Origin of the sequence: Luteimicrobium xylanilyticum (assembly GCF_009429125.1) — a bacterium.
Taxonomy (GTDB): domain Bacteria; phylum Actinomycetota; class Actinomycetes; order Actinomycetales; family Cellulomonadaceae; genus Luteimicrobium; species Luteimicrobium xylanilyticum.
Window position 1 is genome coordinate 1,209,145 of sequence record NZ_CP045529.1, and the last position, 21,216, is coordinate 1,230,360.

Annotated in this window: 20 protein-coding genes; 11 read left to right on the forward strand and 9 right to left on the reverse strand. The window is 73.2% G+C overall.

Going from position 1 to position 21,216, the window contains the following annotated elements; genetic code table 11:
- Positions 1-55: 55 nt before the first annotated feature.
- The 5 genes from eda to efeB all read left to right on the forward strand — a co-directional run bounded on the left by eda (position 56) and on the right by efeB (position 6,246).
- Entirely contained in the window at positions 56-751 is a 696-nt protein-coding gene (gene eda / locus KDY119_RS05145) for a bifunctional 4-hydroxy-2-oxoglutarate aldolase/2-dehydro-3-deoxy-phosphogluconate aldolase (RefSeq protein ID WP_051136717.1), read from the forward strand.
- On the forward strand, positions 748-1,848 hold the full coding sequence (locus tag KDY119_RS05150; protein ID WP_036952141.1) for a sugar kinase: 1,101 nt from the start codon (positions 748-750) through the stop codon (positions 1,846-1,848). Before eda ends, KDY119_RS05150 begins: the two co-directional genes overlap by 4 nt.
- 182 nt (positions 1,849-2,030) lie before the next feature.
- Positions 2,031-3,668 carry an iron uptake transporter permease EfeU gene (gene efeU / locus KDY119_RS05155; RefSeq protein ID WP_194174343.1) on the forward strand — a complete coding sequence of 546 codons (1,638 nt, stop codon included), beginning with the start codon at positions 2,031-2,033 and terminating at the stop codon, positions 3,666-3,668.
- 11 nt (positions 3,669-3,679) lie between these two features.
- Positions 3,680-4,924, forward strand: a complete 1,245-nt coding sequence (gene efeO, locus KDY119_RS05160; protein WP_036952139.1) for an iron uptake system protein EfeO — start codon at positions 3,680-3,682, stop codon at positions 4,922-4,924.
- Positions 4,921-6,246 (forward strand): iron uptake transporter deferrochelatase/peroxidase subunit, encoded by a 1,326-nt coding sequence (efeB, locus tag KDY119_RS05165; RefSeq protein WP_153022027.1) that lies wholly within the window; start codon positions 4,921-4,923, stop codon positions 6,244-6,246. The genes efeO and efeB overlap by 4 nt, the downstream gene beginning before the upstream one ends.
- Before the next feature lie 37 nt (positions 6,247-6,283).
- Here the strand turns inward: efeB and KDY119_RS05170 are convergent, their stop codons facing one another.
- The 3 genes from KDY119_RS05170 to KDY119_RS05180 form a co-directional block, all read right to left on the reverse strand.
- On the reverse strand, positions 6,284-6,727 hold the full coding sequence (locus KDY119_RS05170) for a SufE family protein (protein WP_036952137.1): 444 nt from the start codon (positions 6,725-6,727) through the stop codon (positions 6,284-6,286).
- 103 nt (positions 6,728-6,830) lie between these two features.
- Positions 6,831-7,736 (reverse strand): sulfurtransferase, encoded by a 906-nt coding sequence (locus KDY119_RS05175; RefSeq protein WP_036952135.1) that lies wholly within the window; start codon positions 7,734-7,736, stop codon positions 6,831-6,833.
- Between the two features lie 73 nt (positions 7,737-7,809).
- The gene (locus tag KDY119_RS05180) at positions 7,810-8,181 is read right to left on the reverse strand and encodes a DoxX family protein (RefSeq protein WP_036952133.1); all 372 of its coding nucleotides are present in this window, start codon (positions 8,179-8,181) and stop codon (positions 7,810-7,812) included.
- A gap of 87 nt (positions 8,182-8,268) precedes the next feature.
- Here KDY119_RS05180 and KDY119_RS05185 point away from each other — a divergent pair, with 87 nt between their 5' ends.
- Entirely contained in the window at positions 8,269-8,562 is a 294-nt protein-coding gene (locus KDY119_RS05185) for a DUF3175 domain-containing protein (RefSeq protein ID WP_036952131.1), read from the forward strand.
- A gap of 36 nt (positions 8,563-8,598) precedes the next feature.
- Here KDY119_RS05185 and KDY119_RS05190 read toward each other — a convergent pair whose 3' ends face one another.
- From KDY119_RS05190 to KDY119_RS05200, 3 genes are all read right to left on the reverse strand, one after another.
- Positions 8,599-9,276 (reverse strand): flavin reductase family protein, encoded by a 678-nt coding sequence (locus KDY119_RS05190; RefSeq protein WP_051136714.1) that lies wholly within the window; start codon positions 9,274-9,276, stop codon positions 8,599-8,601.
- A gap of 52 nt (positions 9,277-9,328) precedes the next feature.
- Positions 9,329-9,847, reverse strand: a complete 519-nt coding sequence (locus KDY119_RS05195) for a MaoC/PaaZ C-terminal domain-containing protein (RefSeq protein ID WP_083890997.1) — start codon at positions 9,845-9,847, stop codon at positions 9,329-9,331.
- 77 nt (positions 9,848-9,924) lie between these two features.
- Entirely contained in the window at positions 9,925-10,851 is a 927-nt protein-coding gene (locus KDY119_RS05200; protein WP_036952948.1) for a Ppx/GppA phosphatase family protein, read from the reverse strand.
- Between the two features lie 220 nt (positions 10,852-11,071).
- Between KDY119_RS05200 and KDY119_RS05205 the strand changes: the two genes are divergently transcribed.
- Genes KDY119_RS05205 through KDY119_RS05220 form a run of 4 tightly spaced genes read left to right on the forward strand, consistent with a single transcriptional unit; the run spans position 11,072 to position 14,778 of the window.
- Positions 11,072-12,025: an ABC transporter ATP-binding protein gene (locus tag KDY119_RS05205; protein WP_051136713.1), complete on the forward strand. Its 954-nt coding sequence runs from the start codon at positions 11,072-11,074 to the stop codon at positions 12,023-12,025.
- Positions 12,022-12,819, forward strand: coding sequence for an ABC transporter permease (locus tag KDY119_RS05210; protein WP_036952129.1), 798 nt, complete (start codon positions 12,022-12,024; stop codon positions 12,817-12,819). Before KDY119_RS05205 ends, KDY119_RS05210 begins: the two co-directional genes overlap by 4 nt.
- A gap of 16 nt (positions 12,820-12,835) precedes the next feature.
- A complete protein-coding gene (locus tag KDY119_RS05215; RefSeq protein ID WP_148284218.1) occupies positions 12,836-14,107 on the forward strand; it encodes a sensor histidine kinase in 1,272 nt (423 codons plus the stop codon).
- Complete coding sequence (locus tag KDY119_RS05220; RefSeq protein ID WP_036952126.1) at positions 14,107-14,778, forward strand: response regulator; 672 nt, start codon at positions 14,107-14,109, stop codon at positions 14,776-14,778. Before KDY119_RS05215 ends, KDY119_RS05220 begins: the two co-directional genes overlap by 1 nt.
- A 21-nt stretch (positions 14,779-14,799) precedes the next feature.
- Here the strand turns inward: KDY119_RS05220 and aceB are convergent, their stop codons facing one another.
- Both aceB and aceA read right to left on the reverse strand, forming a co-directional pair.
- The gene (aceB, locus tag KDY119_RS05225) at positions 14,800-16,497 is read right to left on the reverse strand and encodes a malate synthase A (RefSeq protein WP_036952124.1); all 1,698 of its coding nucleotides are present in this window, start codon (positions 16,495-16,497) and stop codon (positions 14,800-14,802) included.
- Between the two features lie 35 nt (positions 16,498-16,532).
- A complete protein-coding gene (aceA, locus tag KDY119_RS05230; RefSeq protein WP_407657433.1) occupies positions 16,533-17,876 on the reverse strand; it encodes an isocitrate lyase in 1,344 nt (447 codons plus the stop codon).
- A gap of 176 nt (positions 17,877-18,052) precedes the next feature.
- On the opposite strand from aceA, the gene KDY119_RS05235 reads away from it, so the two are divergent.
- Entirely contained in the window at positions 18,053-19,528 is a 1,476-nt protein-coding gene (locus tag KDY119_RS05235) for a helix-turn-helix transcriptional regulator (RefSeq protein WP_153022028.1), read from the forward strand.
- A 5-nt stretch (positions 19,529-19,533) separates the two neighbouring features.
- Here KDY119_RS05235 and KDY119_RS05240 read toward each other — a convergent pair whose 3' ends face one another.
- Positions 19,534-21,180 (reverse strand): class I adenylate-forming enzyme family protein, encoded by a 1,647-nt coding sequence (locus KDY119_RS05240; RefSeq protein WP_153022029.1) that lies wholly within the window; start codon positions 21,178-21,180, stop codon positions 19,534-19,536.
- Positions 21,181-21,216: the final 36 nt, after the last annotated feature.

Sequence of the window (21,216 nt, forward strand, 5' to 3'; positions counted from 1 at the left end):
GGAACGCGCGTTCACTATCACGAAACGCTACCACGACGTCGAGACGGAGCCGTCCATGACCATCACCCCCGGCGCGCCGCCGGTCCCCGACCACCTGTCCGCCGCCCGCGACTTCGTGCTCGACGCCATCGGCATCACGCGCGTCGTACCCGTGGTCGTCGTCGACGGCCCCGACGACGGCGTCGCCGTCACCCGGGCGCTCGTCGCCGGCGGGCTCCCCGTCGCCGAGATCACGTTCCGCACCGCCGGGGCGCGCGACGCCGTCGCCGCCGTCGCGGACCAGCTCCCCGACGTCCTCGTCGGCGCCGGGACCGTGGTCAACGTCAAGCAGGTCGACGCCGCCGTCGCCGCCGGCGCGCGGTTCCTCGTCTCGCCCGGCCTCTCGCGGGCCGTCGTCGAGCGGGCCCACGAGCACGGCGTCCCGATCGTCCCCGGCGTCGCCACGCCCAGCGACATCATCGCCGCGCTCGACCTCGGGCTCGACGTCGTCAAGCTCTTCCCCGCGGGCGTCATCGGGGGCGTCGCCGCCGTCAAGGCCCTCGCCGCCCCGTTCCCCGACCTCCGCTTCGTGCCCACCGGCGGGATCTCCGCCGCCAGCGCCCCCGAGTACCTCGCCCAGCGCTCGGTCCTCGCCGTCGGCGGGTCCTGGATGGTCGACAAGTCCCTGATCGCTGCCGGCGACTGGGCCGAGATCACCCGCCGCACCGCCGAGGCCGTCACCCTCGCCCAGACCACCGGAGAGAACCGATGAGCGCCCTCGACGTCCGCCCCGCCGCCGACTGCCGCTACGACGTCGTCGCCCTCGGCGAGGTCATGCTGCGCCTCGACCCCGGCGAGCGCCGCGTGCGCACCGCCCGCCGCTTCGACGTCTGGGAGGGCGGCGGCGAGTACAACGTCGCACGCGGCCTGCGCCGCTGCTTCGGGCTCCGCGGCGCCGTCGTCACCGCGCTCGCCGACAACGAGGTCGGGCGCCTCGTCGAGGACCTGATGCTCACCGGCGGCCTCGACACCTCCTGGGTCAGGTGGCTGCCCTACGACGGCATCGGCCGCACGGTCCGCAACGGCCTCAACTTCACCGAGCGCGGCTACGGGGTCCGCGGCGCCGTCGGCGTCTCCGACCGCGGCCACACCGCCGTCGCCGCGATGCAGCCCGACGACGTGGACTGGGACGGCCTCTTCTCCCAGGGCGTGCGCTGGTTCCACACCGGGGGCATCTTCGCCGCGCTGTCGGAGTCCACGGCCGACGTCGCCGAGGCCGCCATGGCCGCCGCGCGCCGGCACGGGACGATCGTCTCCTACGACCTCAACTACCGCCCGTCCCTCTGGGCCGGGATCGGCGGACCCGCCCGCGCGCAGGAGGTCAACACCCGACTCGCCCGGCACGTGGACGTCATGATCGGCAACGAGGAGGACTTCACCGCCTCGCTCGGCCTCGAGGTCGAGGGCGTCGACGAGAATCTGACCGACCTCGACACCGCCGCCTTCCGGGCCATGATCGGACGCGCCGCTGAAGCCTTCCCCAGCTTCCAGGTCATCGCCACGACCCTCCGCGGGGTCCGCAGCGCCACCCGCAACGACTGGGGTGCCATCGCCTGGTCCCGGCGCGAAGGGTTCGCCGAGGCCACGCACCGACCTGACCTCGAGATCCTCGACCGCGTCGGCGGCGGCGACTCGTTCGCCTCCGGCCTCGCGTACGCGCTCATGGAGCTCGGCTCCGTCGCGGACGCCGTCGAGTACGGGGCTGCGCACGGCGCCCTCGCCATGACGACCCCGGGCGACACGTCCATGGCGACGCTCGCCGAGGTGAAGCGGCTCGTCGGGGGCGGGGGCGCGCGGGTCGTGCGCTGATCTCGTTCGGCGGGGCCGGCCGACGACGGCACAGCGGACGTGCGCGCACGTGATGGGTCTCACGTCTCATTTTCGGCATGAGGGTGTTGCTAAAAGGCAGGGAGGTGAGGCTACGCTTACCACCGCGACCCCGGCTCGTGCCCCGGCCGTCACCTCACCGTCCGCCAGCCCCCGGGGTCCCCGTGCTCGCAACGTTCGTCATCGGCCTGCGCGAAGGCCTGGAAGCCGCGCTCGTCGTCGGCATCCTCGCCGCGTTCCTCAAGCGCAACGGCGCGTCGATGCGGCCCATGTGGGTCGGCGTGGTCGCGGCGGTGCTGCTCTCGATCGCCGTCGGCGTCACGCTCGAGGTCGTCTCGACGAGCCTCCCGCAGCGCGCGCAGGAAGGCATGGAGGCGGTCATCTCGGCCGTCGCGGTCGTCTTCGTGACGAGCATGATCGTCTGGATGGGCGCGCACGCCCGAGGCCTCAAGAAGGAGCTCGAGGCCCACGCCGGTGACGCGCTGCGTGACGGCGCCGCGTGGGCGATGGCCGGCATGGCGTTCCTCGCGATCGTCAAGGAGGGCTTCGAGACCTCCGTCTTCCTGCTCGCGACCTTCCAGGCGTCGACCAGCGTGACGGCCGCCGTCGTCGGGGCGGTGCTCGGGATCCTGGTCGCGGTGGGCCTCGGTGCCGGCCTCTACCACGGGGGCATCCGCTTCAACATCGGCAAGTTCTTCCAGGTCACGGGCGTCTTCCTCGTCTTCGTCGCGGCCGGGCTCGTCGTCACCACGCTGCGCACGGCGCACGAGGCCGGCTGGCTGACGATCGGCCAGGGCCGCACGGTCGACCTGACCTGGCTCGCGCCCGCGGGATCGATCCGGGCTGCGCTGCTCACCGGGGTGCTCGGCATCCCGACGGACCCGCGCGTCGTCGAGGTCCTGGCGTGGTTCCTCTACCTCCTGCCGATGCTCGCGCTCGTCCTGTGGCCGGCCAAGCGCCGGCTGCAGGGCCGAGCGGCGATGCGGCTCGAGCTCGGCCTCGCGGCCGGGCTCGCCGCGCTCGCGCTCGGCCTGGCGTTCTTCGTCCCCAGCGTCGCGCCGTACCCGAGCCGGCCGCTGGCCGTCGTCGCCTCCGCGGACGACCCGACGCCGGTCGGCCGGGTGGCGACCAGCAACGACCCGCGCGGCGTTGGCGTCACGGACACCCACGGCCGGATCCTCAGCACCACCTCGCTGGAGGGCGCCCGGTTCACCGCGACGACGGTCGACGGCGTCGCGGCGCGACGCGCGCAGGTCACGGAGCAGCTGCCCACCACCGACCTCCCGTCGACTCTGAGCCTGAACCGGCTCGTCGAGTACGGCGGCGGTCGCCTCCCGGTCGGCATCGACCCGCAGGCCGCACCCGGTCCCTTCACGGCGGTGTGGCGCCAGTCGAGCACGGTCGACGTCGTCGAGACTGCCGGCCACGTGCTGCTCGGCGCCGGCCAGACCACCAGGACCGTGCTGACCGTCAGCGGCGGCGGGCTGGCCGCGAGCCGGACCCTGACCGTGGCGCCTGCCGCCGCCGGGACGACCGACTGGACGGTCGCGCCGGCAGTGACGGCCGCGACCGCCGCCGCCGTCGTCGACCGCGACCACGACGCGCACGAGCGCGCCCTGTGGCGCACCTACTTCCCGATCGTCCTCGCCGTCGCCGCCGCTGCCCTCGCCGCGGCCGGACTGCGCAGGCGCCGCGCGCTCGCACGCGCCGCGGAGACCGAGCCCGGCTCGGCGTCCGCCCCCGCCCCCGTCTCGCCCGACCAGGCCACCGGCGCGGCCCCCCTTCGCGTCCAGAACACGTAGGAGCACGAACGATGCAGTCCCACCCCACCCGCCGCACGCGCACGGTCCGCGCCACGGCCGGGCTCGCCGGTCTCGCGGGAGCCATCGCGCTGGTCGCGGCCGGCTGCTCCAGCAGCTCGGGCGACACCACCGACCCGTCGCCCAGCGCGAGCGGCGGCGCGACGCACGTCGACGTGACGCTCACCTCCGCCGGCGGCGGCGACGCGTGCCAGGTCTCGACGTCCTCGGTCCCCGCGGGCCCCGTGACGTTCACGGTCACCAACAAGGACTCGGCGGCCATCACCGAGGTCGAGCTCCTCTCGGGCGACCGGATCGTCGGCGAGAAGGAGAACCTGGCCCCGGGCCTCGCGCCGGTCAGCTTCACGGTGACGCTCGGCGGCGGCAAGTACCAGGTCTACTGCCCGGGCGCCCAGACCGACACCACCGACCTCACGGTGACAGGCGAGGCCGCCACGCCCACGGGGGGCGTCCAGGACGTCCTCGCGCAGGGCACGAAGACGTACGGGACCTATGTCGACGGCCAGGTCGCGGACATGGTGACGGCCGTCAAGGCGCTCCAGGCGGCCGTCGACTCCGGTGACCTCGAGGCCGCCCAGAAGGCGTACGCCGACGCGCGGCCGTTCTACGAGAAGGTCGAGTCCGACGTAGAGGGCTTCGTCCTGCCCGGCAGCGACCCGACGGACAACAAGGGCAACCTCGACTACCTCATCGACATGCGCGCGTCGAACCTCGACCCCGCGGTCGGCTGGCACGGCTTCCACGCCGTCGAGCGCGACCTGTTCGAGAAGAAGGCGATCACGGGCAGCACGAAGAAGCTCGCGGCCGAGCTCACGAAGAACGTCGACCAGCTGTCCTCGCTCGCGAAGGGCCTCTCCTACAAGCCCGAGGACCTCGCCAACGGCGCGGCCGGGCTGCTCGAGGAGGTCCAGGCCAACAAGATCAAGGGTGAGGAGGAGAAGTACTCCCACCTCGACCTCGTGGACTTCGCGGCCAACGTGGAGGGTGCCGAGCAGGCGTTCGCGAACCTCGAGCCCGGCCTCGAGCAGATCGACCCCGACCTCACCAAGCAGGTCGCCACGCAGTTCGCGAACGTGAAGACGACGCTCAAGGACTACGAGGACCCGTCGGCGCTCGGCGGCTACAAGACGTGGACGCCCGAGCTGCGCAAGGCCGACGCCGCGAAGCTCTCCCAGGCGATCCAGGCGCTGCAGCAGCCGCTGTCGAAGATCGCCGAGAAGGTCGCGACCGCCCAGTGACGACCGAGCCCCGCCCCGACGACGTGTCGGCGCCCGCCTCCGAGGCGGCCGCCGGCACGTCGCCGGGCGCGCCCGCCTCCGGCCGGTTCTCGCGCCGCGCCTTCCTCGGCGCGGGGCTCGGGGGTCTCGCCGTCGGCGCGCTCGGGGGTGCGGGCGGGACGGCGTGGGCGCGGTCGGACGGCTCCGGGTCCGCGAGCGCGGCCGCGTCGGAGAGCCCGGAGACGGCCTACGCGTTCTACGACCAGGTGCACCAGGCGGGCATCCAGACCCCGCAGCAGCACCACGCGATCTTCGTGTCGTACGACCTCACGACGACGGACGCGTCCGACCTGCAGGTGCTGCTCGCGCGGTGGTCGGCGGCGATCTCCGAGCTGCAGCGCGGCCAGTCGCTGGGCGCGGTGCAGCCGTCCCACGCGAACGCCGTCCCCACCGACACGGGCGAGGCGGCCGACCTCGGCCCGAACGGCCTGACGGTGACGATCGGCCTCGGCCCGGGCGTGTTCGACCACCGCTTCGGGCTCGCCGAGCACAAGCCCGCCAAGTTCGCCGACCTGCCCCAGCTGCCGAGCGACCAGCTCGAGAAGTCGCTCACCGGCGGCGACCTGTCCCTCCAGGCGTGCGCGGAGGACCCGCAGGTCGCGTACCACGCGATCCGTGACCTGTCCCGCATGGCGCAGGGCACCGCCGTCGTGCGCTGGACCGTGATGGGCTTCGGGCGGGCGTCGGCGGGCAAGGGCCAGACCACGCCCCGCAACCTCATGGGCTTCAAGGACGGCACCCGCAACATCAAGGACGACGCCGACTTCCAGCGTTTCGTGTGGCACGACGGCGTCGACCAGGCCTGGATGAAGGGCGGCACCTACCAGGTGGCGCGCAAGATCCAGATGCACATCGAGAACTGGGACACCGACTACATCGGCGACCAGCAGAACGTCTTCGGCCGCAGCAAGCAGGAGGGCGCACCGCTGTCGGGGACCCGCGAGCTCGACGTCCCGGACTTCGCGCGGAAGGGCGCCGACGGTGACCCGGCGATCCCCGCGACCTCGCACGTCGCGCTCGCGGCGCACGAGAACAACGGGGGCCTGAAGATCCTGCGCCGGTCGTACAACTTCACGGACGGCATGAACGCGGACGGCCAGATCAACGCCGGGCTGCTGTTCATCGCGTACATGAACGACCCGGCCGCGTTCGTGACCCTCCAGACCAAGCTGGGCCGTGTCGACCGGCTCAACGAGTACATCGCCCACGTCGGGTCGGGTGTGTTCGCGGTGCCGCCTGCGCCTGTGTCGGGAAGCTACGTGGGCGAGGCGCTCTTCCGCTGAGCCGGGCGCCGCCGTCGGCCACGCCCGCCCGACGGCGTCACGCGGCGGCGAGCTGCTCGCGCACCTGCCGCTTCGCGCGCGTGAGGATGCCGGACATCCCGTTGAGGCGCAGGGGGCTCACGGCGTTCGTGAGGCCGAGGCTGAGCGGGTAGTCGTCCGGCACGTCGAGGACCTCCTGCGGGGTGAGCCCGTCGAGGCCCTGCGCGAGGATGGACGCGAACCCGCGCGTCGTCGGGGCTTCCGCGGGCGCGGTCGCGTACAGGTGGACGCGCTGCTCGCCGTCGATCTCCGCGAACGCGCGGACGGGCGACTGGCACTCCTCGACGCGCTCGAGCAGCCCGGGGGCGCTCTGGTAGCGGACGGGGATCTCGGGGAGCTCGCGCGAGAACTCCAGCAGGAGCTGCAGCCGGTCGCGCTCGCCGAGCGCGAGGAAGTCGTCGCGGATCTCCGCGAGCACGGGCGGGAGCGTCGGGTCGGTCACGGGTCCATCCTTCCACCGGGCGGGCCGGGGTGGGGCGTCGTCTCACGAGCGCCGACGGCGCCCGCCTCCACGGGGGAGGGGGCGCCGTCGGGCGGGTCCTGCGTCAGGCGGCGAGCTCGCCCGGTTCCTCGCCCTTGGCGATCGGCACGCGCACGGCGTTGCCCCACTCGGTCCACGAGCCGTCGTAGTTGCGGACGTTCTCGAGGCCGAGGAGGAAGTGCAGCGCGAACCACGTGTGGCTGGAGCGCTCGCCGATGCGGCAGTAGGTGATGACCGCGTCGTCCTCGGTCAGGCCCAGGCCGCCGGCCTGGTAGATGCCCCGGAGCTCCTCGAGCGACTTGTAGGTGCCGTCCTCGGCGACCGCCGTGGCCCACGGCACGTTGCGCGCCGTCGGGATGTGGCCGCCGCGCAGGACGCCCTCCTCGGGGTAGTCCGGGATGTGGAGGCGCTCGCCCGTGTACTCCGGGAAGGAGCGGATGTCGACGAGGGGGCCCTGGCCGATGTGCGCGAGGACGTCCTCCTTGAACGCGCGGTACGTGACGTCGTCGCGCTCGGTGGCGGGGTAGTCGACAGCCTCGGGCGCGGGGACGTCGGTCGTGAGGGCGCGGCCCTCCGCGACCCAGAGGTTGCGGCCGCCGTCGAGCAGACGGACGTCGGCGTGGCCGTAGATGGTGAAGAGCCACGCGGCGTAGGCGGCCCACCAGTTGTTCTTGTCCCCGTAGATGACGATCGTCGTGTCCGGGCCGATGCCCTTGGAGCCCAGGAGAGCCGCGAACTGGGCACCCGTGATGAACTCGCGGACCTCGGGGTCGTTGAGGTCGGTGTGCCAGTCGATCTTCACGGCGCCGGGGATGTGGCCCGTCTCGTAGAGCAAGACGTCCTCGTCCGACTCGACGACGACGAGGTCGGGGTCGTCGAGGTGCTCGGCGAGCCAGGAGGTGGTGACGAGACGCTCAGGATGGGCGTACTCGTTGATCTTCGGGGAGCTGGTGTCCAGTGCGGCAGGCATGAGGCCCACTGTACGGCGGGGGCTGGCCCGTTGACAGGGGGGCGTCTCAGTACGCGAGACGAAGTGTCCGCCGTCAGACGCCCCAGCCGAGCGCGCGCCCCAGCGCGACGAAGACGGCGGCGAGCAGCAGGAAGACGTTGAGCGCCAGGTTCTCGGTCTCGTGCCGACGCGCGTGCACCGAGATCGCACCCGCCTGCAGCGCGGCGAGGCACGCGGCGGCGATCGGCGTCAGGACCTCCGCCGTCCCCGTCGCCTCGGGGACGATCAGCCCGACCGCACCCAGCACCTCGGCGGCACCGATGAGCTTGACGCTCGTCGTGGAGAAGTCGTCGACCCACGGCATCTGGGCGTGGAGGCGCTCGCGCGAGTAGGAGAGCTTCGTGATGCCCGTGCCCAGGTAGACGGCCGCGAGAAGGCCGGCGACGATCCACAGCGCGAGGTTCATGGGGCTCCGATCGTGAGGTGCGAACGGGCTCGTGGTCCGCGAGCCTGAGGATAGCCGCAGAGCGGTACGGATCCGAGGAGACCCACGATGTCGAAGCACGAGAAGGACGGCGACGGACGCTGGTCCCAGGACGTCACCGAGCACTCCGACGCGCTCGACCTCGTTGACGGCGTGTTCACGTGGAAGGACCCGAAGCGGATCGCGCGCTCGCTGCGCGACTCGGCAGAGGCGAGCGGGCGCCGCAAGAGCTCGCCGTACCGGTCCGCGATGTCGATGCTGACGTTCTACGTCAACCGCGCCGGGAAGGACCTCGACTCCAAGCAGCGCGACGTCCTCGAGCAGGCCAAGGACGAGCTGCGCGCGCTCTACGGCAAGGAGTGACGCCGCCCGGACGGATCCCGGGCGGCGTCGTCGGGCTCAGCGATACCACTCCTCGTCGATCGAGGCGAGGCGCGACGGGTGCACCTCGCCGCCCAGACCGTAGAAGCGCTGGAAGCTCATCACGAGCGGGCGCCACCGGTCCGGGTCGACACGGTGCGCCGTGCCGGGCGTGCGGATCTCCTCGTGGACGTGCACGCGCGCGACCCGGACCTCGAACGCGACGGTCGATCCGGCGTCGGGCTCGTCGCGCTCGAGCGGGTGCCGGTGCACGAGGCGGGCCTCCAGGTTCACGGGGCACTCGGCGACCCGGGGCGCGCGCACGATGTCGGACGGGACCGGGGTGAGACCCGCCCGGCCGAACTTGTCCGGCTCGTGCCGGTACCCGGCCGCGGCCTTGCGTGCGGAGACGGGGTCACGACCCGTCGTGAGGGCGATCCGGTCGACGGCGTCCACCTGCGCCGACGACGGCAGGTTGAGGACGCACTCGCCCGTCGCCGTGAGGTTGAGGGCGGTCTGCGAGCGGGCGCCGAGCCCCAGGACCGCGGTCTTGCCCAACCAGAAGACCGACGACATCGGGGCGAGGTTCACGCGGCCGTCGGTGTCGACGGTGCTCAGCAGCACGACGGGCGTGCCGAAGTAGAGGATCGCGGGGTCGATCACGGTGTGCGTCGGGGTGCGGGCCGGCGCGGTGGTGGCTGCTGCGGTCGAGGTCATGCCCCCAGCGTCGTGGGGTCCGTGCCCGCGCGTCTGGCGGGGATCGGACACCTCACTCGGCGGCGGGGCGGCGCAGCACCATGACGTCCATCCGGCCCTCCTGGACGGTCTCGCCGCGCTGGTTGCGGAGCGTGACCTGCCGCTCGACGATCCCCGCCGTGCCCTTGCTCGTCGGGCGGGCCCCCACGATCTCGACCGTGCACGTCAGGGTGTCCCCGATGAACACGGGCGCCGTGAACCGCCACCCGTCGATACCCAGCAGCGCGACCGCCGTGCCCTCGAAGAGTCCCGTCCGGGCGATCAGCCCGAGGCACAGGGACGCGCCCAGCATGCCGTGCACGATCCGCTGCCCGAACCGGGTCCCCGCCGCGAACTCCGTGTCCGTGTGGACCTGGTTGTTGTCGTTCGTCCACGCCGCGAACGACACCACGTCGGCCTCGGTGATCGTCCGGCCCGGTGTCGTCAGGACCTGCCCGACGGCGAAGTCCTCCAGGTGGCGCGGGGCACCGTAGGTCGGGGGTGCGGGGCGGAACGGGGGCTCGGTCGCGGGGGAGGGGGCGTCGTCGGGCACGGTGCGACGGTACGCCGAGCGCTCGCCGCACCGCACCCGACCGCGCGTCCGGACTCGTCGTCGCTGATCACGTTCCGTCACTCGAGGCCGTCGAGGTACCGCAGGATCAGACCCTCTCGCAGGGCCCACGGCGACACGTCGAGCTCGCTCACCCCGAGAGCACGCATCGTCTCGGACAGCACGACCGCACCGCCGACGACCTGGTAGGCGCGGTCCGTGGTGATGCCCGGGAGCGCGTCGCGCGCGTCGACGGGGATGCGCGCGATCCGAGGGATCCAGTCGTCGAGCGCCTCCCGCGTCAGGACGGTACGGTCGCGCTCGCCGATGCCGTCCGTGCTGTCGCCGGCGAGGCGTGCGAGCGAGCGGATGGTCTTCGACGTCCCGACGACGTGGCCGGGGGCGGGCAGGTCGGCGAACTCCTTGGCAGCGGGCTCGAGCATGTCGCGGGCGTGCCGACGCAGGTCGTCGACCTGGGCGTCGGTGGGTGGGTCGTCGGGCAGGAAGGCCGCGGTGGTGCGCCCGGCCCCGAGCGGCAGCGAGACGGCGAGGTCGGGGTTGTCGGTCGCACCCGTGGCGACCTCGAGCGACCCGCCGCCGATGTCGATCAGCAGCAGCCGCCCGGCCGACCAGCCGAACCAGCGGCGGACCGCCAGGTAGGTGATGCGGGCCTCGTCCTCGCCGCTGAGGACCTGCAGCTCGACGCCGGTGCGTTCCGTCACGAGGGCCAGGAGGTCCGGCCCGTTCGGGGCGTCGCGCACCGCCGACGTCGCGAACGCGAGCAGCTCGTCGAGGCCGGCCTGCCGTGCCTGCGACGCAGACGCGTCGACGGCGGCGAGGACCGCCTCGACCCCGGCCGGGCTGATCGCCCCGGACGGCTCGAGCAAGCGCATCAGCCGCAGCGTGCTGCGGTGCGAGGACTGCGGCAGCGGCGGCGCGCCCCGGTACGCGTCGACGACGAGAAGGTGGACGGTGTTCGAGCCCACGTCGAGCACGCCGAGTCGCATGACGCGGACGGTAGCAGCGCGGCCGTCCTCGCGAGCGGCGTGACCGGTCGTCGACCGTCGGTCAGCGGCGCAGGACCAGGCGGGCCGTCCGGTGAGCACCGCTATCCACCGATCGGTGGATGGCCGCACCCACCGGACGGCCCGCCGGTGCACCCCCGCGGCCGATACCGCCTGACCTGCGCGGACGCGAGGCTGGAGGGGAACCGAGAGGAACCCCACCATGACCACGACCCAGCCGGTGATCGAGATCGACCACCTGCGCAAGTCCTACGGCGCCAAGCGCGCCGTCGTCGACGTCAGCCTGTCCGTCGAGGAGGGCGAGATCTTCGGCATCCTCGGCCCCAACGGGTCGGGCAAGACGACGACCGTCGAGTGCGTGTCCGGCCTGCGGCACCGGGACGGCGGCTCGGTCCGCGTCCTCGGTGCGGACCCGCAGACGCACCGCGACGCGGTCCGAGCCCAGGTCGGCGTGCAGCTCCAGGAGGCGGAGCTCCCGGCGAAGCTGACCGTGCGCGAGGCGCTCGCGCTGTACGCGTCCTTCTACCCGGACCCGGCCGACTGGCGTGAGCTCGTCGACGTCCTCGGGCTCGGCACGAGCCTCGGCACACGGTTCGGCAAGCTGTCGGGCGGCCAGCAGCAGCGCCTGTCGATCGCGCTCGCGCTCGTCGGGAACCCGCGCATCGCGATCCTCGACGAGCTCACCACGGGCCTGGACCCGGCCGCGCGCCGCGAGACGTGGGACCTCGTCGAGAGCGTCCGCGACCGCGGCGTCACGGTCGTCCTCGTGACCCACTTCATGCAGGAGGCCGAGCGGCTGTGCGACCGCCTCGCCGTGATCGACGCCGGTGAGGTCGTCGCGATCGACACGCCCGGGGGCCTCGTGGAGCGCCTCGACACCCGGCAGGAGCTCCGGTTCCGGCCGTCCCGCCCGTTCGACGACGCCCTGCTCACCGACCTCGACCCGGTCGACTCCCTGCTCCGGCGGGGCGGCGAGGTGCACGTGAGCGGCAGCGGCGACGTCCTGGGCGCCGTCGTCACCGCCCTCGCCCGGGCGGGGATCGTCGCCGAGGGGCTGCGTGTGCAGCAGCCGAGCCTCGACGACGCGTTCCTCGCCATGGTCGGGCACGCCGCCGCCGCTACTGCCACCGGCACCACCCCGAAGGAGCAGTCATGACCACCGCAGCCGTCCCCGCCGCCCCCGCGCCGCGCGTCGTCCGCGCGTCGTCCGGCCGCGTCTTCCGCAACCTCCTGCGCAGCGAGGCCGTCCTCGCCTGGCGCTCCGGCGCTGCCGTGTTCTGGTCGGCGTTCCTGCCGGTCGCCGGTCTCGTCGTCATCGGCTCGATCTCGGGCACCCGCACCCCGCAGGACGGACTCGGTGGCCGGAGCGTGCTGGACACGTACCTGCCGATCCTCATGATGTTCTCGCTGACGATCTCCGTCGTCACCCTCATGCCCCCGACGCTCGCGGTCTACCGCGAGAAGGGGATCCTGCGCCGCCTGTCGACGACGCCTGTGCCGCCGTCGCGCCTGCTCGGCGCCCAGGCGACCATCTACGCGGGCCTCGGGGTCCTCGTCTCGGTCGTCCTGCTCGTCGTCGGGGTCACCGCCTACGACGTGCGCCTGCCCGACCAGCTCGCGGGCTTCGTCCTGGCGCTCGTCCTCGTGGGCGCCGCGACGACCGGGCTCGGCCTGGTCGTCGCGGCCTTGGCGCCGAGCACGCGCGTCGCGAGCGCCCTCTCGACCCTCCTGTTCTTCCCGCTGATGTTCTTCGCCGGGCTGTGGATCCCGCGCGCGTCGATGTCCCCGGGGCTGCGGACGGTGAGCGACTGGACGCCCCTCGGCGCGGGTGTGCGCGCGATCCAGGCCACGGTCGACGGCCACTGGCCGCCCGTGTCGAGCCTGCTCGTCATGGCCGGCTGGGCGGTGGCGTCCGGCGTGGTCGCGGCCCGCACCTTCCGCTGGGAGTAGTGACACCATCGTCCTCGTGACCAGCAGCCGGGAGGTGGCGGTGCCGTACTCGACGGAGGACCCCTGGTGGTCCCGCATCGACCGGGTCGGCCGCCGCCTCCTCCTGCCGGCGCTCGCTGTGTCGGCGCTCCTCGCGGTGCTCTCGGAACAGTCCGGGTACGGGTCGGCGCGCCGCCTGCAGGTGGGGCTGGCGCTCACGGCGCTGACCGCGGTGTGGGTGCTGCTGTTCCCGGCCCGTCCCCGGCGCTACGGCGCGGTCGGCGACGGGGTGATCTTCACGATCCACGTCGTGCTGAGCGCCGTGCTCACCGGGTTCAACCCGTGGTTCGCGGTCTTCGCGTGGACGGGCTTCGTGATCGCGGACGAGCGGGTGCCGCGCCGTGCCCTGCCCTGGGCGGTGGTCCCGGTCGCGCTCGTGCTCGGAGCGTCCCAGGTCGGCGGCTTCCCGGACAGCCTCGGCGCCTGCCTCGTGTGGTTCCTCGTCGCCGCCGTGAACTACGGCATCGCGATGGCGCTGTACGTGAACATCGAGCGCGGGGTCCAGCGCAACGCCGAGCTGGCCCGGGCCAACCTGCGCCTCGAGGCCGTGATCGCCGAGAACGCGGGCCTGCACGCCCAGCTCGTCGCGCAGGCCCGGGAGGCCGGCGTCCAGGACGAGCGGCAACGCCTCGCCGGCGAGATCCACGACACCCTCGCGCAGGGGCTCGCGGGCATCGTGACGCAGCTCGAGGCCGCCGACGGCGCACCCGACGACGGCGCCCGCCTCGCCCACCTGGACCGCGCCCGCGCGCTCGCGCGAGAGAGCCTCACGGAGGCGCGCCGGTCGGTGCGGGCGCTGCGGCCCGAGCAGCTCGAGCGCGCCACCCTCGCTGAGGCGCTCGCGGAGCACGCCGTCGAGTGGACCCGGGCCTCGGGAGTCCCGGTGCAGCTCGAGGTCACCGGCGCCGTCCTGCCCCTGCCCGACGACGTCGGATCGGCGCTCTTCCGCGTCGCCCAGGAGGCGCTGACGAACGTCGCCAAGCACGCCCGCGCGTCCCGGGTGGGGGTGACGCTCACCTACCTCTCCGACGTCGTCGTGCTCGACGTCCGTGACGACGGCGTCGGCTTCGAGCCGGGGGAGCGCACGCCCGGGCGTGGCGGCACCACGCCCGCGTCGGACGGCGGCTACGGTCTCGTCGGCATGGTGGCCCGGCTCTCGCGCGTCGGGGGGACGCTCACCCTCGAGGCGGCGCCCGGCGAGGGTGTCGCGCTGAGCGCGTCGGTGCCTACACAGAAGGGAACGCTCTGATGACCACGTCCTCGGGGACCGTACGGGTGCTGCTCGTCGACGACCACCCCGTCGTCCGGGACGGGTTGCGCGGCGTCCTCGACGCGGAGCCCGGCATCGACGTCGTCGGGGAGGCGGGCGATGGAGAGGAGGCGCTCGCGCGCCTGGCCGCGCTCGCCCGTGACGCCCCCGACGACGACCCGGGCGTGGACCTCGTCCTCATGGACCTGCGGATGCCCCGGATGGGCGGGGTCGAGACGATCGGGCACGTCCGGGGGCGGTTCCCTGCGGTGCGGGTCCTCGTCCTGACCACCTACGACGCCGACCGAGACGTCCTCCCGGCCATCGAGGCGGGTGCGACGGGCTACCTGCTCAAGGACTCTCCGCGCGACGTCCTCGTCGACGGGGTGCGGGCCGCCGCCGCGGGCCTGCCGGTGCTGGCGCCGTCGGTCGCGGGCACGCTCATGGGGCTCGTCGGGGCGCCCGCGGCGGAGGAGCCCGTGCTCAGCCCGCGCGAGCTCGAGGTGCTGCGGCTCGTCGCGGCCGGGGCGACCAACCGGTCGGCGGCGCGCCAGCTCTTCATCAGCGAGGCGACGGTCAAGACGCACCTGCTCCACCTCTACGAGAAGCTCGGTGTCCGGGACCGCGCCGCGGCGGTGGCCGCGGCGTACGAGCGGCGGCTGCTCGGCTGAGCAGCCGCCGCTCGTACGTGCTCAGGAGAGGAACTGGTTGTACGCCGGGATCGTGAGGAACGTGGGGTAGTCCTCGTCGAGCGCGACGTGCCGGAACACCGCCACCGCGTCGTCGACCCGGTTCCCGGGCGTCCGGGGCAGGTCGTCCGCGACCTCGGCGATCAGGGCCTCGACCCGCTCACGCGTGATCCTGACCCCGGTCTCCGTGACGGTCCCGTTGTGCACCCACTGCCAGATCTGCGACCGCGAGATCTCGGCGGTCGCCGCGTCCTCCATGAGGTGGTCGATGGCCGCCGCGCCCACGCCCCGCAGCCACGACTCGAGGTAGCGGATCCCCACCGACACGTTCGCCCGCAGGCCCGCGGCCGTGACGCCGGTGGTGCCGTCGGACGGCTGGGCGGACGCGACGTCGAGCAGGTCCGCGGCCTCGACGTGCACGTCGGGGCGCTGCCGGTCGAGCTGGTGCGGCCGCTGACCGAGCACGGCCTCGAACTCGGCCCGCGCGACGGGGATGAGGTCGGGGTGCGCGACCCACGTCCCGTCGAAGCCGTCGCCGGCCTCGCGCGCCTTGTCGGAGGACACCTGCGCGAACGCCGTCGCGTTCACCTCGGGGTTGCGGCGGTCGGGGATGAAAGCGCTCATCCCGCCCATGGCGTGCGCGCCGCGCCGGTGGCAGGTGGCGACCAGCAGCTCGGTGTACGCCCGCACGAACGGCACGGTCATGGTGACGCGCGACCGGTCGGGGAGCACGTAGCGGGGCCCGCGGGTGCGGTAGCTCTTGATCACCGAGAACAGGTAGTCCCAGCGGCCCGCGTTGAGCCCGGCGCAGTGCTCGCGCAGCTCGTAGAGGATCTCCTCCATCTCGAACGCCGCGGGCAGCGTCTCGACCAGCACCGTCGCCCGGATCGTGCCCTGCTCGATCCCGACCAGCTCCTGCGCCAGCACGAACACGTCGTTCCACAGCCGCGCCTCGCGGTACCCCTCGAGCTTCGGCAGGTAGAAGTACGGGCCGCGGCCCCGCGCGACCAGCTCGGCCGCGTTGTGGAAGAAGTACAGCCCGAAGTCGACGAGCGACGCCGACGCGGCCTGCGGCCGACCCGCGCGGTCCGTGTACCGCAGGTGCTTCTCGGTCAGGTGCCAGCCGCGCGGCCGGAAGACGATCGTCGGCAGCCCCGCGAGGTCCTGCCCATCGTCGCCCGCGGTCACCCGGTACTGCTTGCCGGGAGCGCCGTCCGGCCCGGCCGGTCCGGCGAACTCGAGGCGCCCGCGGATCGCGTCGTGCAGGGCGAGCTGCCCGCCGACGACGTTCTCCCACGTCGGGCTCGACGCGTCCTCCGCGTCGGCCAGCCAGCAGTCGGCGCCCGAGTTGAGGGCGTTGATCGTCATCTTCGGGTCCGTCGGGCCGGTGATCTCGACGAGCCGGCGCTCGAGCCCGGGGGCACCCCGGTGCCCGGCGACCTCCCAGCTCGGGTCGTCGCGCACCGGCCGGGTCTCGGGCCGGAAGTCCGGGTCGATCCCGTCCGCGACCTGCCGACGACGGCGCTGGCGCTCCGTGAGCAGTTCGTGGCGGCGGGCGAGGAACGCGTCGTGCAGGGCGGCGAGGAAGTCGAGGGCCTCGGGGGTGAGGATCTCGTCGTGGCGGGGCCCGGGGGTCCCGGTCACGGTGAGCGCGCCGGTATCGGAGCTGGTAGGGGTGGGGGTCTCGATCGTGGTGGTCATGTCGGGCTCCTTCGGAGTCGCCGTCGGCGGTCTGGTCAGTGGAACTGGGCGGTCTCGGTGGACCCTGCGAGCGCGAGCGTGGCGCTGTCGGGGTTGAGGGCCGTGGCGACTCGGTCGAAGTAGCCGGTGCCGACCTCCCGCTGGTGACGGGTGGCCGTGTAGCCGTCGGCCTCGGCGGCGAACTCCGCCTCCTGGAGGTCGACGTAGGCGCTCATCGCGCGCTCGTTGTAGTCGCGGGCGAGCTGGAACATGGAGTGGTTGAGGGCGTGGAAGCCGGCGAGGGTGATGAACTGGAACTTGTAGCCCATGGCCGACAGCTCACGCTGGAAGCTCGCGATCTCGTCGTCGGACAGGTGCCGCTTCCAGTTGAACGACGGCGAGCAGTTGTACGCGAGCAGCTTGCCCGGGAACTCGGCGTGGACGGCCTCGGCGAACTTCCGGGCGAGCTGGAGGTCGGGCTCGCCGGACTCGACCCAGAGCAGGTCGGCGAACGGCGCGTACGCGAGGCCGCGGGCGATGACCGGCTCGATGCCGTTCCGCACCCGGTAGAACCCCTCGCTCGTCCGCTCGCCGGTCGTGAACTCCTGGTCGCGCGGGTCGACGTCGCTGGTCAGCAGGTCGGCCGCGAGCGCGTCCGTCCGGGCCACGATGATCGACGGCACCCCGGCGACGTCGGCGGCGAACCGGGCCGCGTTGAGCGTCCGGACGTGCTGCCGGCTGGGGATGAGCACCTTGCCGCCGAGGTGCCCGCACTTCTTCTCCGACGCGAGCTGGTCCTCCCAGTGCACGCCCGCCGCGCCGGCCTCGATCATCTGGTGCATGAGCTCGTACGCGTTGAGCGGGCCGCCGAACCCGGCCTCGGCGTCGGCGACGATCGGGGCCATCCAGTCCGTCGGGGCGTGCTCACCGCTCGGGTCGGTGGCCTCGACCTGGGCCGCGCGCAGCAGCGCGTTGTTGATGCGCCGCACGACGGCGGGCACCGAGTTCGCGGGGTAGAGGGACTGGTCGGGGTACGTCTGGCCGGAGAGGTTCGCGTCGGCGGCGACCTGCCAGCCCGACAGGTAGATCGCCTTGAGGCCGGCGCGGACCTGCTGGACGGCCTGGTTGCCGGTGAGGGCGCCGAGCGCGGCGACCCACTCGTTGTGCCCCGAGCGCTCGGAGGCGTGCAGCTCCTCCCACAGGCGCTCGGCGCCGCGGCGGGCGAGCGTCCGGTCCTCGCGGACGGGACCGCGGACCGCGACGACGTCCTCGGCGGTGTACGTGCGCTCGACGCCGGCCCAGCGCGGGTCGGTCTTCCAGGTGCGCTCGAGCTCGGCCGCGGTCTCGCGCTGGTCGCCGGGACGCGGCGTCGGACGGGGCTCGGGGCGGCGGGTCACGATCGTCGGGGTGCTCACGGTGGTCTCCTCTGGGCTGGGTGCCGGTCCGGTGGAACTTCTGCCGGAACTGCCTGTGGAACGACCTTCGCGCCACCGCAAGCCCCAGAGTGGCAATCGTGGCGAAGAAGTTTCGTGCTTCTTCTGCTGGACGGAAGGGGCGCGGGGTGTCAGCATGAGTCATGGCAGTCGCAGCTGTTTCGAACCTCCCGCTCGCCGACGAGCCCGACGCGCTCACGATCGGCCGCCGCATCCGGCACCTGCGCACGCAGCAGGGCATGACGCTCGACGAGCTCGCCGCCGCCATCGACCGCGCGCCGTCGCAGGTGTCGATGATCGAGAACGGCAAGCGGGAGCCCCGGTTCACCCAGCTCCAGCAGATCGCGCGCGCGCTCGGCGCCACGCTCGACGACCTGTTCTCGACCGAGCCCCCCAGCCGTCGCGCGGCGCTCGAGATCGAGCTCGAACGCGCCCAGCGCGGCCCCCTCTTCGACGCGCTCGGCATCTCGCCCGTCCGCGTCGGCAAGGGTCTGCCGGGCGACGCGCTCGAGGCCCTCGTCGGGCTCCAGCGCGAGATCGAGCGCCTGCACCGCGAGCGCGCCTCGACGCCCGAGGAGGCGCGCCGCGCCAACACCGAGCTCCGCGCATCGATGCGCGCGCAGGACAACTACTTCGCCGACCTCGAGCAGGCCGCGCGCGAGCTGCTCACCGCCGTCGGGCATGCCGGAGGACCGATCTCCCAGCGCGTCGCGTCCCAGATCGCCGAGCACCTCGGCTACTCGCTGCACTACGTGAGCGACCTGCCGCAGACCACCCGGTCGGTCATCGACCAGCGCCACCACCGGCTCTACCTGCCCGGCGGCTCACGGGGCGGCGGCTTCTCGCGCACCGCCGTCCTCCAGGCGCTCGCCGCCGAGGTCCTCGGCCACACCGAGCCTCACGACTACGCCGAGTTCCTCCGCCAGCGCGTCGAGTCGAACTACCTCTCCGCCGCCGTCCTCATGCCCGAGGACGACGCCGCGGCGCTCCTGAGCGAGCAGAAGAGCCGCCGGGAGATCTCGATCGAGGACCTGCGCGACGCCTTCGCCGTCTCCTACGAGGCCGCCGCCCACCGGTTCACCAACCTGGCGACGGCACGCCTCGGCCTGCGCGTGCACTTCATGAAGGTCCACGAGTCCGGCGTCATCCACAAGGCGTACGAGAACGACGGCGTCCGGTTCCCCGCGGACCCGCTCGGCGCCGTCGAGGGGCAGCCGGTCTGCCGGCACTGGACCGCCCGGACGATCTTCGACGTCGAGGACCGGCTCAGCCCGTTCTCGCAGTACACCGACACGCCCGCGGGCACCTTCTGGTGCACCACGCGCACGCAGCGCACCGCCGACGGCGAGTTCTCGGTGAGCGTCGGCGTCCCGTTCGCCGAGGTCAAGTGGTTCCTCGGGCGCGACACCCCGCACCGCGACGTCTCCCGCTGCCCCGACGAGACGTGCTGCCGCCGGCCCGAGGGCGTCATCGCGGACCGGTGGGACGGGCAGGTCTGGCCTGCGCCCGCCCCGCACGCGTCGATGCTCGCCGCGATGCCAACGGGCGCGTTCCCGGGCGTCGACACGTGGGACGTGTACACGTTCCTCGAGCGCCACCGGCCGCGCGCGGGGGAGTAGCGGGCTCAGGGAGTCGCGGTCAGCGCGCCGTCGGCGTCGTCCTCCGACGCGAGCTCGGCGACCTTGAAGTGCATCTTCTTGCCGGTGGCCGTCATCGGGAGCTCGTCGACGACCCGGTACGCGCGCGGCCGCTTGAAGTTCGCGAGGCCCGGGTGGTCGACCGCGTGCCGGTCGAGCTCCTCGGGCGACGGCGGGTCCGCGGGGTCGTGCGCGACGACGTACGCCACGACGCGCTGCCCCCACCGCTCGTCCGGCACCCCGACGACGGCCGCGTCCCGGACCTTGGGGTGCTCCGTGAGCACCTCCTCGACCTGCACGGGGTACACGTTCTCCCCGCCCGTGATGATCATGTCGTCCTTGCGGCCGAGGATGGTCACGAAGCCGTCGGCGTCCCACGTCGCGAGGTCGCCCGGGTACAGCCACCCGTTCACGAACTTCTCGTCGTCGTCGATCCCCACGTACGAGAACCCGGACTTGGGCGACCGCATGATCACCTCGCCGATCTCGGTGCCGTCGGGCGCGACGGTCTCGTCCGGCACCGCCTTGCGGTCCGGGAAGACCTTGACGACGCGGACGTCGTCGTCGGTGCAGGCGCGGCCGGCGGAGCCCGCGTGCTCGGGCAGGTCCTCGGGGCGCAGGAACGTGTTCCAGAACGCCTCGGTGGTGCCGTACCCGTTGAAGATCCGCGGGGTCAGGAGCCGCTGGTAGCGCAGGGCCGCGGCCCGGTCGAGCGGCGCGCCCATCGTCACGATGCCGCGCAGCCCCGACAGGTCGCGCGGGCTGCGCTCCTGCTCGTCCGCGAGCAGCTCGAGCGTGGTCGGCGCCCCGATCAGGAACGTGATCCCGTGCTCCGGGACCCAGTCGAGGACGGTCGCCGCGTCGAACGCCCGCAGCGGCACGACCGACCCGCCGACGTAGAAGACGGGGTTCGGCCCGCCCGAGTACAGGCCGCCGCGGTGGAACCAGGGCGTCATGTTGAGGGTGCGGTCGGTCGGGCCGAGCGGGAAGTGCATGATCACGTCGTGCGCGGACATCACCTCGACGATCGAGGGCAGCGACACGCCCTTGGGCAGCCCCGTCGTGCCCGACGTGTACAGGCGCGTCGTCTCCTCGTACGTGGAGAAGTCGTCGGGCAGCGGCGGCACGGGGGCGCCGGCCGAGGCGAGCGCGTCGTCGAAGCCGGTCGCGCCGTCGGGCCCACCCTCGCCGGGCTCGCCCACGACGACGACCGACGGCGCGACCCCCGCGATCTCGAGCGCCTGCGCGGCGGTGGCGGCGAGCGTCCCGTCGTAGACGAACACCGTGGGCGCGGACTCGCGCAGGATGTGCCCGGTCTCGGCGGGAGCGAGCCGGAAGTTGACGGGCACGCCGACCGCCCCGAGCCGCTGCGTCGCCAGGTAGAGCACGGCGAACTCGACCGAGTTGAAGAGCTGGTACACGACCCGGTCGCCGCGGCCGGTGCCCCGCTCGGCGAGCGCCGACGCGGTCCGCTCGACGACGGCGTCGAGCTCCGCGTAGGTGAGGGTCCGGCCGGTGGGCGGGTCCACGACCGCGACGTCCTGGCCGAAGCGCTGGACGTTGCGGCGGAAGCCCGCCTCGTAGGTGAAGTCGTGCTCGAGGTAGCGGCGGAGCCGTGAGGCGTCGTAGGCCATGGGTGGTGATCCTCTTCTCCGGGCGCCCTCACGGGC